The sequence below is a fragment of the Microbulbifer epialgicus genome, assembly GCF_041447265.1.
In the GTDB taxonomy this organism is placed as follows: Bacteria; Pseudomonadota; Gammaproteobacteria; order Pseudomonadales; family Cellvibrionaceae; genus Microbulbifer; species Microbulbifer epialgicus.
This window is the reverse complement of record NZ_JBGMEK010000024.1, coordinates 1-15,497: the sequence shown is the minus strand read 5'-3', so window position 1 is coordinate 15,497 and position 15,497 is coordinate 1. Positions and strand designations below refer to the sequence as shown.

Genomic DNA, 15,497 nt, shown 5'->3' with positions numbered 1-15,497 from the left:
AATTCTTTCGGCGAATCGACTTCCAACAGTGTCCACTCCAGCAGTCAGTGAAACACTTTTCAATTACATATTGACATAGATCAATTTACATTTAGAATTTTCAGAAATTTCTGAACATTAAGAAAGTCATGAAAATTTCCAGTCAAGCCCAAGCATTTGTACTGCACTTCGGCGAGATGGGCAGCCGGTGGGGTTTCAACCGTACCGTCGGCCAGATGTTTGCCCTGCTTACCATCCACCCCTCTCCACTCAACGCCGAGCAATTAGCCCAGGCCCTAAAAATCAGCCGTGGCAATGTGAGTATGGGACTCAAGGAGTTACAAGCCTGGCGTTTGATAGAGCTGCATCACCAACCAGGGGATCGCAAGGATTACTTCACCGCAGCTGGTTCAATCTGGGACCTGGCACGCACGGTATTTGAAGAGCGCCGCAAGCGTGAATTGGATCCCACCCTGAGCCTACTGCGCCAGCTTTTGCTCAATGAACCGCAGGATGAGCAGGAAGCCCAGGCGCAAGAAAAAATTCAGGAGGTCTACAGCCTGCTGGAGTTGCTGGAGGAGTTTGCCAACACCCTGAGCAAACTGGAGCACAACGACCTGCTTAAATTGATGAAGCTCGGCTCAGGCATCGTCAAGCTGTTGAAACTCAAAAGCAAACTTACTAGTGGAACGTCAAACTCCGAATAAAAATACGCCACGGCTTCAAAAGAAATACATAGAAGTAGTCAGCCCGGGGGATTGAGAAATCCAACGGGCCACAGAAAAAGCGGTATAGGGATATACCGCCGCCGACCCAGTGTCGGTAGCCGCTCAAAAAATACTGGCAGGTCCATACTTCTGCATTGGTGTTTTTCGGGCACCCCCGGGTTACTCAGGAAGAGTGCCCGGTTATCTGGTTAAAAATAGTTCCGACCACCAGAGGCACCCATGCTAGATACTCTGATCCTCTCCAGAATACAGTTTGCCGCCAACATCAGTTTTCATATTTTATTTCCCACTATCACTATCGCACTCGCCTGGATTATCGTCTTTTTCAAGCTGCGCTATGACCAGACTAATAATCCCGTTTGGATGCGCGCCTATCGATTTTGGGTGAAGATCTTTGCCCTGACATTTGCCCTCGGGGTTGTCAGCGGTATTACCATGTCATTCCAGTTTGGCACCAATTGGCCTGGCTTTATGGCCCAGGTCGGTAATATCGCCGGACCTCTACTAGGCTACGAAGTGCTCACTGCCTTTTTCTTGGAGGCCACTTTCCTCGGCATTATGCTGTTTGGAATCAACCGTGTACCCAGTAAAGTACACACATTTTCCGCATTTGTTGTAGCCATAGGCACAACACTCTCCGCCTTCTGGATTATCGCTCTTAACTCCTGGATGCAGACGCCCTCCGGCTTTGAGATACGCGATGGTGTCGCTTACCCAGAAAGCTGGCTCGCAATTATTTTCAATGCCTCTTTCCCCTACCGCCTGACACATATGCTGTTGGCCTCGGGATTAACGGCAGCCTTCTTTGTCGCTGGAATCTCTGCCTATCGTATCCTGAAAGGCGACCCCAAACGCGCCCCGCGCCTGGCATTAAAAACCGGTCTGATATTAGCGGCAGTATTTATCCCCATCCAAATATTTGTAGGTGACCTGCACGGGCTCAATACTTTTGAGTACCAACCTCAAAAAGTCGCAGCGATGGAGGGGGTTTGGGAAACTGAACGAGGAGCACCTTTACTACTCTTTGCAATTCCCGATGGCAAGGAAAAAACCAACCACTTTGAGATCGCCATTCCTAAAATGGCCAGTTTAATCCTCACCCATGAGTTGGACGGCGAAGTAAGAGGCATTAATGAATTCCCTGGAGATCATCCACCCGTTGCGCCGGTCTTCTTCGCCTTCCGTATTATGGTTGGCATGGGGCTACTGATGCTGGCGGTGGCCTGGGGTGGTTGCTACCTACTGTGGAAGCGCAAAGAACTGCCTCGCTGGGCACTAAAAACTCTGGTGGGAATGACCTTTGCCGGCTGGGTAGCAACACTTGCCGGTTGGTATGTAACAGAGATCGGTCGCCAACCCTGGCTTGTCACAGGTGTATTAAAAACCGCCGACGCAGTCACCCAGCTACCTCCTTCTCATATCGGCTTCTCGCTAACCCTTTACTTGATTGTCTACGTGATCCTTTTATACGCCTATATACACACACTGAAAGTAATGGCCTTGAAGTCAGTCAAAGTGGAGGAGTTTGAGACACAAGAACCTCTCGCAGGGGGCAGCCTGACCAATCTGCCTCATTCAACCCAGAAATCGACAAAGGGGGATTCCCAATGAGTGAGAGTGCATCTTCCGCCGCATATTGGCTACCTGTCGTCTTTATTGGCCTAATGGGATTCGCGGTGCTGGTCTACGCTGTCCTCGATGGCTATGACCTGGGTGTGGGTATCCTGCTGCCTCTGAGCGAAGAGGATGAAGCGCAGCGGGACACCATGATCGCCTCCATTGGCCCCTTTTGGGATGCCAATGAGACTTGGCTGGTTTTGGCCGTTGGCCTTTTGTTAATCGCCTTCCCCATTGCCCACAATATGGTACTTATGCACCTTTATATCCCTGCTGCGATCATGCTGGTGGGTTTAATAATGCGCGGTGTTGCCTTCGACTTTCGCGCAAAGGCCGCCGTAAGCCACAAACTCGCATGGGATAGGACTTTCAAGGCGGGCTCCCTCACCACCAGCCTGGCCCAAGGTTATATGTTGGGTCAATACGTGATGGGGTTTGAGCCTGGCTGGCAAGCCCAGCTGTTTTCCGCAGTTAGCGCCCTGGGTGTGACGGCCGCCTACAGTTATATGGGTTCAGCATGGTTGGTATTAAAAACCGAAGATGGGCTGCAAGCGCGTGCTGTACGCTGGACTCGCCGGGCGGGGCGCGCAACCCTACTCGGGGTCATAGGAGTATCCGTGATTAACCCCCTGGTCAACCCAACAGTCTTTGCTCGCTGGTTCACCTATCCACTGGTGATGTTTGTCCTGCTAATCCCAACCCTATGCTTCCTGGCCTTTATCTTCAACGATGTCCTACTCGGTAGAATGCCCCAAAAAAATGACAGGTACAGCGCCCTACCATTCACAATGGTAGTGGTTATTTTCCTAATGTGCTTTATCGGCTTGGCTTTTAGCTTCTACCCAGACATTGTGCCGGGGCAGCTGAATATTTGGCAGGCGGCCAGCGCGACGGCGTCCCTCAAGTTCATTTTGGTGGGCGCGCTAATTGTGGTACCAGTCATCCTTGCCTATACCGCTTTTTCCTACCGGGTATTTCGAGGTAAAGCAACAGAACTACGCTACCATTGACCAAATAAACTTTAGTTTGATGGGGTAGAGAGATTTATTCAAATTTAATTTGGTAATGCGGAACTACCCCACAAATCAAACAAAATTCCCTTGCTCCCCGAAATTGGTACGATAATAATCATCAATTCCAAAAGACATTTTTTTACAAGGAAGTAAAGCGTATTTCGGACGCTAGCCGATTGCGCTTGTCTAGGGGGGAGGTGAATTTGAACCAAATCGATCGACGGGCTATCAGCCGGCGCGACACTGCAAGTCCGCGCAAACCACAACGTAAAAACGGCCGCGAGAAATATGAGAAGCTTCTCGATGCGCTGGAAACCCTCATTGCTGAGCAGGATTCAACCGATATAAGTCTCGCCAATCTAAGTCAGGTTGCCGGGGTTCCTGCAGCATCTGTCTACCATTTCTTTCCCAGTGTGGATGCCAGCCTAACCGCGTTAGCGGAGCGTCACTACAAATCTTTTGGTGATGTGGTGCTCGGGCACTCCGATTTTTCTCCGGCGGAAAGCTGGCAGGATATGCTCTATCAGCTGTGTGATCTTGTGCGCGGCTACTATGAGGATAATATCTCTGCATTGAAGGTACATTACGGACCTCAATCCAGCTGGGCACTGCGTCAGCTGCAAATGGAGAATAACTGGCGCTTGGCAGACACTCTGATCAAGAACCTGTCCCGCGAGTTTGAGCTACCGCCATCGCAGGACTGGCGCGACCGCTTTATGTGCGCAATTAACATCAATGATTCTTTCTGTTCCCAAGCTTACTCTCGCTTTGGAAGAATTACCGATGAAGCCGCAGCCGAGGGTAAGCGTGCAGCAGCAGCTTACTTAAAACTCTATCTGGGAGAGTTGTTGCAACGACGCCAGCTGCGTTTTGCCCCGCTCGAGGCCTCGGCCTGAACAAGCAAGTCAGTAACGCTAAGGTTTTTAACATCATTTCTTTTTAGAAATAAACCCGGCAACACGAAGTTGTCGGGTTTATTTTTGCCTGATCATACAAAGATTCATTAAAACTTCCCCACCTGTATTCGGAGAGGCATGATCGCCAACAGCACTCTATCCGTAAAATATCCACCACCAGAAAACATCCCAGTATTCGCTTTCCAATATATTCCTCTAAAATAATATTATTTACAGAATTTTCTTTAGAAGAAAATCGTATATTCCGAATTTTACTTTCAGTGATTTCTCATCAACTACCCCAAAGCAAATGTGATAAATGAAAGTTGATAAGGAAGTAAATCTTAGACCTCAGCACAGCCAATTTGTGACCAGCCGGCCACAAACTAAACTACACGGTGAGACCCTAACTGGATCAAGTGGAGGTTCTCCCATGCCTATTGCCGCGCACGAGTTAGTATCGGATTTCCCCGAGTATATCGACACCATCAAACACCTCCTACAACAAGACCTGCAATTCAAACTGGATAATGACCTCTACAGAAAGCTTGATAAACAGATCCGGGGGCTTCAGGACAGCGGGATCGGAACTGATGACGAACATTACTCAAGCTTGAAAAAACAGCGTGCTTATCTAAAGCAGCATCTTTACAACCGCATCACAGACATGATTTCACCTCACTGAATTTATAAAGGTTACTACTCATTGGCTCCTTAGCCCGGTTAACTAATAAGTTAACCGGCTAGTGCGGCACAGGAATATGTCGCCACCGGTCACAGGCCGGTGCGAGCCCCTGAAACACCAACAAATTCTCAAATCTACGCCAGCATTTCATTGCCGGGCCACCATATAGACAATGTCAGCGTCATTCAGCACACTGAAGTCACTGATAATCCAAACAAGCTGGTGGACTCATGCAGCTCTTCCTGACTTATTCCTCCCCCTTTGCTCGTGCCGTCCGTATTGTTATACAGGAGCATAAGTTACAGTCCTGTATTTCGGGGCATTTCTCACACCCCTTTCAGAATCACGAGGAATTAACATCCAGCAACCCTCTTGGCAAGGTTCCCTGCCTAGTCCTTGACAATGGTTTAACCATTATGGATAGCGAAGTAATTTGTTCCTATCTGGATATGCAACTAGGCGATGGCCGCCTGAGTAAAGAGGTGAACAATAGCTGGAATCTGCGGACACTCTACAGTCTCACCTCAGGGTTGACTGAGACACTGGTGCAGAGGCAAATAGAGAAAGTTCGGGAGCGCGGGGGGCTGCGCTCGGAGTTTTGGTGGCTCCGCTACAATAGTGCAATCAGCCGAACACTAGACTTTCTCGAATCCAGAGTGGTGCAGATTCCCGGCGCGCTCAGTATGCTACATATCAATCTGGGCTCAGCGCTATCCTACCTGGACTTTCGTCACGCAGATTTGAACTGGCGCAGTCAACGTCCGCAATTAACCGCCCTGTCAGGGGCTCTCGAAGCTCAAGAGAGTTTCGACGTCACTCCCCTGCATGAGTAAATCTATCTCCTGCCCTCTTAATTTATTCTCTAAATTGTCATATCGCCTCGATAGCCTGAGCACTTTTTGAGATGCCACCATGTCAGAAAGATCAAAAAGCCCTTTGTGGATACTTATACACAGCGCAGCGGTGGTGGCCGTATTCTTTAGCCTGTTTAGTGGACTACGTATCGGAACGCTTAGCAGTACCGCCGTTGCCAGCATCGATGAACTCCTACCCCAAGGAGAAGTGCATAGCGTACACTTCATATCCGCCATCTTGTTATCTCTGGCTACCCTTAGCTACTTAACCTCCCGTTTCCAGCGCTTTTTGAATCCCAAGGAGCAGTCTAAACCCCGTAGTTTCAGTTATCACAGAACTGTTACCTGGGCTGGCATTTTTTTGACAGGCATTGCCCTGATTAGCGGCTGGATGCTGTTTAGCGGAACCGGTTCGCTAACGATCATTCGTCTCATACACTTTTATACCGCCGCGGGGCTATGTGCTTATATTTTTCTCCATGGTGGCGTTTATCTGGTGCAATTCGGATGCCATGCATTGTTGCTTATTATGCAGCCCTCGCGCTCCACAAATAGGTTACTTTTCATACTGCCCGTTTCACTCTGCCTATTTTTATTTGGAGGCTGGTATCTACTCAACGAATACTCACACCACGCACTGCCCGTCACTAAAATTTCATCAAATACATTTATCGATATCGATGGCATGGCCTCAGAACCCCAATGGCAAAAGGCACAAACACTTACCTTAAGTACCGATGGTGGTGCCAATTTTTATAATGGCCGCTCAGATGTACAGTTAAAGGCCCTTCAAAATGGTCAGGAGATTTTTTTTCATATCACCTGGCAAGACCCCGATGAGAGCCTCGCCCACCTGCCCTTAAAAAAAACTGCAGAAGGTTGGGAAATCTTGCAATCAGGTTATGAGACATTTGATGAAAAAAGCCATTACGAAGATAAATTCGCGATACTCCTTTCTGAAAACTGCTCTTTCGCCGCAGCTGGCACCGCCCATTTGGGACAATCCCCACTGGCTGATAAACCCGCAAACTGGCACGGCAAGGGCTACCATTACAGTACCTCCGAGCAGTTACATGACCTCTGGCACTGGAAGGCAGTACGTACCAATAAGATGTACTTGGCTGATGACAACTTTATCGGCAAGCCGGATAAAGTGCGTCCCGGTGCACGTCGCTATACCGCTGGTTACCAGCAGGATAGCAAAGAGTCCGGTGCTTATAGAATGAACTGGAAGTGGTATTCTCCCACTACAATCACCCCCAAGCGCCTACCTGCAAAAATAGATCAGCTGGCTCCCTATCAGTATTCTCTCCCCCACAGTCAAAGCCCGGATTGGACTATTTCCTGGTTCGATTACCAACCCTATTCTTCAAGTCACGACCAATTCCCATTGGGTACCTTGATGCCCTCGGTGCTGTATACCTCCAATCGCTTTGAGGGCGACCGTGCAGATGTCCGCGCTCGTGGTATCTGGCGCGATGGCCACTGGTCCCTGGAATTGGTGCGCAAACTGGATACCGGCTCTTCCCAAGATATTCCTATTGTGGACGGCATCTGCATGTGGGTCTCCGCCTTTGACCGTGCACAAATTGCCCATACTCGCCACAGCCGCGCCATTCAACTCAGCTTTGATAAAACCTTATGATACTTCGCCTACTTCTGGTCTTCGCTCTACCTTTCACACTGGTTGCGGCAGCAATGGTCCGTGCCCCACAAAATCCTGAGCCACCGGAACATTACTTGGTCAAGGTCAATATGCAGGGGGAGTTACTCGGCGCCTGGGAAGGTCCCTGGTCCTGCGTCTGTGACAAGCGTAGTGGTCTCTTATGGGAAGTAAAAACCGACAACGAGGACATCCACGATGGACGCTGGACCTACTCCTGGTTTGTTGATAGCGAAGGCGTTGCCAATAATGGCGACTGCTACTTTGAGCCGGACCGCTGCGATACTGAAGACCTGATCCGGCGCACCAATCGCGAGCGCCTGTGTCAAGCAGGCAACTGGCGCCTGCCCACTCTCAGTGAGATCAATACGATTATCAGCAAAGACAATAAACCGGGCAGCCCGACAATTGAGTCCGAGTACTTTCCAAAAACCATGCGAGGCGATTACTGGACCAGTGAAAATAAACAGAAACTGAGCGGTATTTACCGCTATTTAACAGTCGGCGGTACCGCTGTGAATTTTATTGGTGGGGACAGGGTCACAATTCCCTATCGCAATGCCGCATTCGTCCGCTTGGTAACCAGTCGTTCAACAGCCTGTCACAAAGCTCCTCAATAATTCCTGCGCGTTGCTGCCATGCAATCCCCCCCTTCCAGGCCGCGACGCTCTCACAAAAATGGTCCCAATTTCCAAAGGATTTCTCTAATGAGACGATATTTTGGCAGTGCTCTTACAATCTCGGCGTTGTTACTTACAATGGGTGCCAGTGCCGCAACTAAACATTACAGGCTCTCTTGGGATGGTGATGCTTCCAGCAGCGCAGTGATTGGCTTTTCACCTGACGGCAGTAGCAATAGCCCCTACCTAAACTATGGCTACTCCACCGACGAAAGTAACTGGAATAGTGCCTATGTCAGCAACAGCGAAAACTTCGATGGCGGTATCACCAGCCACTTCGTGCGCTTACAGGATTTAAATGCAGACTCTCCCGTATATTTTCGTATCTGTGATCAAGATGGCTGTGGGGATCGTTTTTGGTTCCGGACTGCACCTGCGCACAACTCCCCATTTGTAGTGGTTGCCGGCGGTGATACCCGAACTGGCCATACCACCCGCCGGCAGGGAAATGAGCTGCTCGCAAAAATTCGCCCCCTCGCCGTTATGCACGGTGGAGACTTTACCAACGCGAATAGTGCATCGGAAATGCGTGAGTTTCTGGACGACTGGGAGCTGACTTATTCCAGCGATAATATCGACGGTTACAGTTACAAACGCATCTACCCGTTAATTCCCACACACGGCAATCATGAGGACGATAATTATTCCACCATCTGCCAGGTCTTCGGCGTGGACTTTAATGGCGACGGTGACTGCACTCCCAGCGACACCTATGGTGCTGTGCAGGTTTCTCCCCTATTGCGTGTATATACCCTCAACAGCCAGTTCCAGAGCAGTGGCTGGTCCTCCTATGCAACTGCCATGAATAACTGGCTTGAAAGTGACTTATCAGCATCAGGCAGTGCTGCCAGCTGGCGCTTTGCGCAATACCATAAGCCTTTATTTCCCCACTACACAGGCAAGTCTGACAACCCCACCCTGTTCAGCTGGTGGGCACAGCCTTTCTACGATTACGCCATGAACCTGGTAGTAGAGTCCGATACCCACCTCACCAAACTTACCGAGGCAGTCATCCCAAGTGGTAGTAACTTCTCCACAACCACTTCCGGCGGCACTGTCTATGTCGGGGAGGGCAGCTGGGGGGCTCCGGCCCGGTCTGCCAACGATGCCAAGTCCTGGACTATCGACATGGCCAGTATCCAGCAATTCAAAGTAATTCAGGTGAGTGCAGAGGAACTGGTGGTGCGTACTGCCGAATTTGACGATACCGCCAGCACCTTATCGCGAGAAGATCGCACCGCAGATCCACTGGTATTACCCAGTAACGTGAATTGGTGGAGTGCCAACCGTATCGGTGAGGCCATGACTTTAATACGCAACAGCGCGGACCGCAGCGTTATTTCTGAAGATAACAGCGGCAGCAACAACTTTATATTGCCGGTGACTGACGATGTGTTTATTTCTTCACGCTACTCATCCAGTAATTTTGATGGGGATCCCGATGGGCTGCTTGCCGATGGCAGTGACTCCACTTTTGGTACCCTGTACTCGCTGATCAAGTTCGACCTCTCAGACCTCACCGCCTGTAGCTCGATCAATAGCGCCACATTGGAGCTGAATGTCACCAATAGGTCCGGCAATACCTACGGTGTTTACCTGGCCGCAAATGATTGGCAAGAGGAGTCTGTAACCTGGAATTCCGTTGGCGGTTCTTCAGTGCGCGATGACCTGGCAGAAAGTTTTGTCCCTTTCTACACAGGTGTTGAGCGAATCGACCTGACTTCTTCAGGGCTTATCGAAAGCTGGATGAATAATGGCAACACCGGCCTGGTTATTGCTCCCCGCTCAGGCAGCAATGGGATCGACTTCACCTCCAAGGAAACCGGCACCTCGGCGAAGTTAACGGTTGAGGCCGACTGCACCACTATTGCCGGACCTCTACCCAAGGCTGTAAAAACCGATGATTTTACTTTGCTATGGCGTAACGAGATTAAAGTTCCGGTCAAACTTATCGAAGAGCCTGCCGAATTTAATCAGGGCCAGGGGGTTGCCACTCACCTTCAAGCGTCCCTCCTTGATCATGGTGGGCGCACCTACCAAGCCGCCAAACATCAAACGCAGATCGGTGCTGCTCAAGGCGAGGCTGGCTGAGGGATCATCACTGTGCCGACCGGGATAGCCATGTAACACCCCGTTCTGCACCACCACCAGGTATTTCTCGCTGGTATCGGTCATATCAATATTCAGGCGGATCTCCGCATCCGCCGCTTTCTCTCCGTTAAGTCGCACGGCCATGGCATCGAATAACAACTGCAGGGGCACCCTGGCGACTATTTCCTCAGCCGGCAATACCTCTTCACGAAATTCAACACCATGACGCAATTCTTTCGCACCTGAGAGGTAAAAATTGCGCCAAATACCGGACTCTGCCTGGTAACCCAGCTGCTCCAGGCTGTCGGCTAGCAGGTAACGGGCCTGGTCGTTATTCGGCTCGGCAAAAACCAAATGCTTCAGTACCATGGCCACCCAGCGGTAGTTACCGCGAGCAAAGTCCCGCCGTGCCCGCGCCATAATGCTTTCCTCCCCACCCATATATTCCACATAGCGCTGAGCCGCCTCTTCCTGGGGAACCGGGTGCAGGTTAGCCGGATTGCCATCGAAATAACCTAAATAGCGGTTGTATACAGCCTTGGCACCGACATTAACCGTGCCGTAATACCCTCGGTTAGCCCAGGCTTGTGAAAGGCTTTCAGGCAATTCCAGCCTCTCAGCAACTTCGATCATGTCATAGCCATGATTGGCGAGGCGCAGAGTTTGGTCGTGGATATATTTGTACAGGTCCCGCTGCTTGGCGAGGTAATCCATAGCCTCACTTTTCCCCCAAGTAGGCCAGTGATGGCTACTGAATACTACTTCCGTCTGTCCACCAAACTTCTCCATCGCAAATTCAATGTAACGGCTCCAGGCCAGGGCATCTCTTGTTTTGGCACCACGCAGGGTATAGATATTGTGCAGTGTGTGGTTGGCTATTTCACTCATGCACAACGCTTTGAACTGGGGAAAGAAAAATACCATTTCAGTCGGTGCTTCCGCCCCGGGGGTGTTTATAAATTCAATTTTCACCCCATCGATTTTCATTTGTGCACCGGCTTCGGGGATCACAACCGTTGGCGTGGCAATGCCGTGCTCGCCATCGGATACCCGGTTGCCCAGACCTGAAGAAACAAACCCATCAGGGCTCGAGGGCAAAAGGTCTCCAAACTGGTATAAGGCGCGCCGTTGCATCACATTGCCAGAGCGAACATTCTCGCTGATTGCCTCCTCAGCAAAACCCTCTGGAGCAATAATATCAATTGAGTCATTCTCCAGTTGCTCAGCGGTCAGCACCCCAGTCACCCCGGCAAAATGATCCGCGTGGCTATGGGTAAAAATCACCGCGCTTACCGGCCTCTCTCCCAGAGATTTGTTGGCTAGGGCGAGAGCTGCAGCCGCAGTCTCCGCAGATGTCAGGGGGTCGATAACAATCCAGCCGCTATCCCCCTTTACCAGGGTCATATTCGCCAGGTCCAGGGAGCGGACCTGGTAGATACCATCCACTACCTTAAACAGCCCATTGTTCAAAGCGTTGAGCTGGGCCTGCCGCCACAAGCTGGGGTTTACCGTATGTGCAGAGCTCCCTTCCAGAAACTGCATCTGGGATAAACCGTATACCTCACGCCCTTCAGTATTTTTTACCTGGGCGCCGGGAATAGTGGCAATAAATCCTCGTTTGGCCAGTTCAAAATCTGTCTCATTAGTAAATGGCAGTTGGTCGGAGACCCCTTGGTTGTGGGCAATCGTAGCCTTAGAGGCAGGTTTGATTTTGGCAGTGAGTACATCTGCGCCGGTTTCAGACTTCTTACCACATGCTACTAATAACAAAGACAATAACAGTATCGACAAACGCATAGAAACTCCCCTAGGGTGTTTAGTATGACTTTGTACTCCACTCAAAAGCACAGCTGGGCTGTTATCTTTAACCGTGGAGCTCTTCCATCGGGAACTTGGCTGATATCTCAATCAGATAATGGCGAGCGGAATACTGTATGGCCTCACCAAAGAATTAATATTTATTATTTTGTTTGCAGAATTACCTTCAGTACCCCTACATTTATTTACTTTGCTCTCGTTAGAGTAATTCACTGTTATAAATCTGAGAATGCCCTTTTCTTATTGGCGCGCCAACGCTCATAACAACCGTAACAAGCTCCAACCCTCAGCGACTAAACAATCAATAATTTATAGTGACTTGGACAGACTGGAAAACCCCTTACTACCAAGCGAGCATGTAATAATTTTCAGTTTCTATAAAAATACTCAGAAAGATGAAATTCACGCAACTTGTTGAGACTACCCTGATAATACAACAAAGAACGTTTTTCTCGGCTAGCTAACAGGCTGATACTGTGGTGTTCAGTAACGAGAGTATGTGCTGGCGCTTTAATTATCTAAATGTACCCAAAAAGCCGCCAATATAGTCTATATAACCCTTTTGACTCAGGCAGTGAAGGACCCACTCGGTAAAGAACTGAGGTCTGTATTTCATATCCTATGGAGATGACTCTGATGCTAATAAAAAGACCCCCTCTCTGTGGCGCACTGATAATCGCCATATCACTGCTGACACTGAAAACCTTTGCCGCCAATGAGGAGGAAGTTGTGACTGATCCAGTTATTCGCCAGGGCCCCATCGAGGGTCAGCCAAAATCCAATCTGTTCTGGTGGCCAAACCAGCTGGATCTTAGGCCTCTGCGCCAACACTCACCAAGATCCAACCCTATGGGAGATGACTTTAATTACGCAGAGGAGTTTAAAACCCTGGATCTCAAAGCGGTAAAAAATGATATCGAGGTACTGCTTAAAACCTCTCAGGACTGGTGGCCAGCAGACTTCGGCCATTACGGCCCCTTTATGATTCGTATGGCCTGGCATAGCGCGGGCACCTATCGTATCGACGATGGCCGGGGTGGTGCCGGCGGAGGCCAGCAGCGTTTTGACCCGCTTAACAGTTGGCCGGATAACGCCAGCTTGGATAAAGCGCGGCGGCTGCTTTGGCCCATCAAGCAAAAATATGGGCGAAAGCTGTCCTGGGCCGACTTAATGATCCTCACTGGAAACGTCTCGCTTGAGTCCATGGGATTCGAAACATTTGGGTTTGCGGGTGGCCGGATCGATGACTGGGAGCCGGATCTGGTCTATTGGGGGCCGGAAACCAAATGGCTCGCTGATGAACGCTATACCGGTGACCGGCAGCTGGAGAAACCACTCGGCGCTGTACAGATGGGTCTGATCTACGTGAATCCGGAAGGACCCAACGGCAATCCCGATCCAGTGGCCGCCGCTAAAGATATCCGCGAAACTTTTGGTCGCATGGCGATGGATGATGAAGAGACGGTAGCGCTGATCGCTGGCGGCCATACCTTTGGTAAAGCCCACGGTGCTGTCAAGGCCGACTGCCTAGGCCCGGAGCCAGCCGCCGCCCCGATCGAACAGCAGGGGCTCGGCTGGAAAAATAAATGCGGCAAAGGCAATGCGGACGATACCATGACCTCTGGCTTGGAGGGCGCCTGGTCCGCCGCACCAATTACCTGGAGCCAGCAGTACCTGAATAACCTGTTCAATTTCAATTGGGTGCAAACCAAGAGCCCTGCCGGTGCTGTGCAATGGATCCCCGATGATCCCGATGCAGCCAATTTGGTGCCAGATGCTTTTGATAAGAATAAGCGCCACGCGCCTATTATGTTTACTACAGACCTGTCGCTTAAAGTTGATCCCAGTTACAAGGAAATTGCCCAACGTTTCCAGAAAAACCCGGACGAATTTAAACGCGCCTTTGCCAAAGCCTGGTTCAAACTGACACATCGGGATATGGGGCCTAAAGCGCGTTACCTGGGTATAGAAGTACCTGAAGAGGCTCTGATCTGGCAGGACCCCATTCCCAAAGTGGATCACCCTTTGATCAATGACAGCGATATTAATAACCTTAAATCCGCAATCCTCGACTCTGGCTTAACGGTTCCCGAGCTGGTGAGAACTGCATGGGGATCAGCTTCCACCTTCCGCGGCTCCGATATGCGTGGCGGAGCGAATGGAGCCCGCATTCGCCTGGAGCCACAAAAGCAGTGGCCGGTAAATGATCCCGCCGAATTGGCAAAGGTGCTGACGCAGTTGGAAAAAATACAACAGGACTTTAATAGCAATCAATCCGGCGGCAAGAAAGTCTCACTCGCCGATCTGATCGTGCTCGGCGGCTCCGCTGCCATTGAGAAGGCCGCTGCCGAGGGTGGAAACAATATCAAAGTACCCTTTAGGCCTGGCAGGGCTGATGCAAGCCAAGAGCAAACCGATGTGAAATCCGTAGCGGTACTAGAGCCCACCGCCGATGGATTCCGCAACTATTTCGCTAAAGATAACAGCCGAACGCCCACGGAAATGCTAGTAGATCGCGCCAGCCTACTCACCTTAAGCGTGCCCGAAATGACAGTCTTGGTAGGTGGAATGCGTGCGCTCAATGCCAATACTGGTGGATCTCCCAACGGTGTTTTCACCGACCGTCCCGGTGTGCTCACAAATGATTTCTTTGTTAACTTACTGGACATGTCCACCGAGTGGAAGAAGTCTGAAAAGTCAGAAGGGCTTTATGAAGGTAAGGATCGCAAAACTGACAAAGATAAGTGGACTGCCACCTCAGTGGATCTGATATTCGGTTCCAACTCAGAGTTGCGCGCGGTGGCTGAAGTCTATGGTTCCAATGACTCCCAGAAAAAATTTACCCAGGATTTTGTCAAAGCTTGGACTAAGGTAATGAATCTGGACAGATTTGATGAAGTTAATCGGTAGTTACAATCAATTTTTATTATCATAACCGGGTATATTTTCCCGGTTATGATAATAAAAAAGACAATCAATCAACTTTAAGGAGACACTTAACAATCCTGTGGTGCCTGTGACTTGTAGAGATATTACGGAATTATTCAGAAACTCTTTTAGTTGTATTATCTCAGGCCAACTCTGGCACCTTCTCTTGAAAAAGAGGGGATTTTACTGCTTCTGATGAAGGTGTCTAAAGTTAAAAACAGCGTAAGTGCTCATTCTACGGCGTCATTGCACCAGCCGTAGATTTCTGGTCGCAACGAAGTGCTGGCGAACTTTTCTTTCCAGGTACACGGTGTCAGATCCGCGACTTCTTTCGCCGGGTGTTGACCAACTCGTAGGAGCACATCCGTGGGGTAGGTGTGCGGATTGATGTCGTGCAATTTGCAGGAAGTGATTGGGGGGTGATGGCGAGCGGCTGAATTTCGACTATGGCATTTTCGAACCAGAAATGGACAAGCAATCGGGGTAGTGTTCAGAATTCTGTGTCATTTCTTTACCATTAACAAAAAAGAGATGACCCATGACCA

At 50.0% G+C, this 15,497-nt stretch carries 11 protein-coding genes and 1 pseudogene; 10 read left to right on the top strand and 2 right to left on the bottom strand.

All coding sequences use genetic code 11. From position 1 onward, the window contains the following. Window positions 1–128: 128 nt before the first annotated feature. From ACCI49_RS11995 to ACCI49_RS11955, 9 genes and pseudogenes are all read left to right on the top strand, one after another. On the top strand, window positions 129–686 hold the full coding sequence (locus ACCI49_RS11995; protein ID WP_371839230.1) for a GbsR/MarR family transcriptional regulator: 558 nt from the start codon (window positions 129–131) through the stop codon (window positions 684–686). Window positions 687–926: 240 nt separating this feature from the next. Then, window positions 927–2,318 carry a cytochrome ubiquinol oxidase subunit I gene (locus ACCI49_RS11990; RefSeq protein ID WP_371839229.1) on the top strand — a complete coding sequence of 464 codons (1,392 nt, stop codon included), beginning with the start codon at window positions 927–929 and terminating at the stop codon, window positions 2,316–2,318. Beyond that, window positions 2,315–3,334, top strand: coding sequence for a cytochrome d ubiquinol oxidase subunit II (locus tag ACCI49_RS11985; protein WP_371839228.1), 1,020 nt, complete (start codon window positions 2,315–2,317; stop codon window positions 3,332–3,334). Before ACCI49_RS11990 ends, ACCI49_RS11985 begins: the two co-directional genes overlap by 4 nt. A gap of 206 nt (window positions 3,335–3,540) precedes the next feature. After that, window positions 3,541–4,233 (top strand): TetR/AcrR family transcriptional regulator, encoded by a 693-nt coding sequence (locus tag ACCI49_RS11980; RefSeq protein WP_371839227.1) that lies wholly within the window; start codon window positions 3,541–3,543, stop codon window positions 4,231–4,233. A 319-nt stretch (window positions 4,234–4,552) separates the two neighbouring features. Next, the gene (locus ACCI49_RS11975) at window positions 4,553–4,918 is read left to right on the top strand and encodes an HP1242/YdcH family protein (protein WP_371839226.1); all 366 of its coding nucleotides are present in this window, start codon (window positions 4,553–4,555) and stop codon (window positions 4,916–4,918) included. A 230-nt stretch (window positions 4,919–5,148) separates the two neighbouring features. Continuing rightward, window positions 5,149–5,751: a glutathione S-transferase N-terminal domain-containing protein gene (locus ACCI49_RS11970; RefSeq protein WP_371839225.1), complete on the top strand. Its 603-nt coding sequence runs from the start codon at window positions 5,149–5,151 to the stop codon at window positions 5,749–5,751. A 79-nt stretch (window positions 5,752–5,830) separates the two neighbouring features. Further along, window positions 5,831–7,417 (top strand): ethylbenzene dehydrogenase-related protein, encoded by a 1,587-nt coding sequence (locus tag ACCI49_RS11965; RefSeq protein ID WP_371839224.1) that lies wholly within the window; start codon window positions 5,831–5,833, stop codon window positions 7,415–7,417. Then, window positions 7,414–8,055 carry an Lcl C-terminal domain-containing protein gene (locus tag ACCI49_RS11960; RefSeq protein ID WP_371839223.1) on the top strand — a complete coding sequence of 214 codons (642 nt, stop codon included), beginning with the start codon at window positions 7,414–7,416 and terminating at the stop codon, window positions 8,053–8,055. Before ACCI49_RS11965 ends, ACCI49_RS11960 begins: the two co-directional genes overlap by 4 nt. Window positions 8,056–8,073: 18 nt before the next feature. After that, a pseudogene (locus ACCI49_RS11955) lies at window positions 8,074–9,951 on the top strand (DNRLRE domain-containing protein); the annotation flags it as partial. Between the two features lie 78 nt (window positions 9,952–10,029). Here the strand turns inward: ACCI49_RS11955 and ACCI49_RS11950 are convergent. Beyond that, window positions 10,030–12,003, bottom strand: a complete 1,974-nt coding sequence (locus ACCI49_RS11950) for an alkyl/aryl-sulfatase (protein ID WP_371839222.1) — start codon at window positions 12,001–12,003, stop codon at window positions 10,030–10,032. Window positions 12,004–12,660: 657 nt separating this feature from the next. On the opposite strand from ACCI49_RS11950, the gene katG reads away from it, so the two are divergent. Further along, entirely contained in the window at window positions 12,661–14,934 is a 2,274-nt protein-coding gene (gene katG / locus ACCI49_RS11945) for a catalase/peroxidase HPI (RefSeq protein WP_371839221.1), read from the top strand. A 248-nt stretch (window positions 14,935–15,182) separates the two neighbouring features. On the opposite strand, the gene ACCI49_RS11940 is transcribed toward katG, so the two are convergent. Then, window positions 15,183–15,365 (bottom strand): transposase domain-containing protein, encoded by a 183-nt coding sequence (locus ACCI49_RS11940; protein ID WP_371839285.1) that lies wholly within the window; start codon window positions 15,363–15,365, stop codon window positions 15,183–15,185. Window positions 15,366–15,497 lie beyond the last annotated feature (132 nt).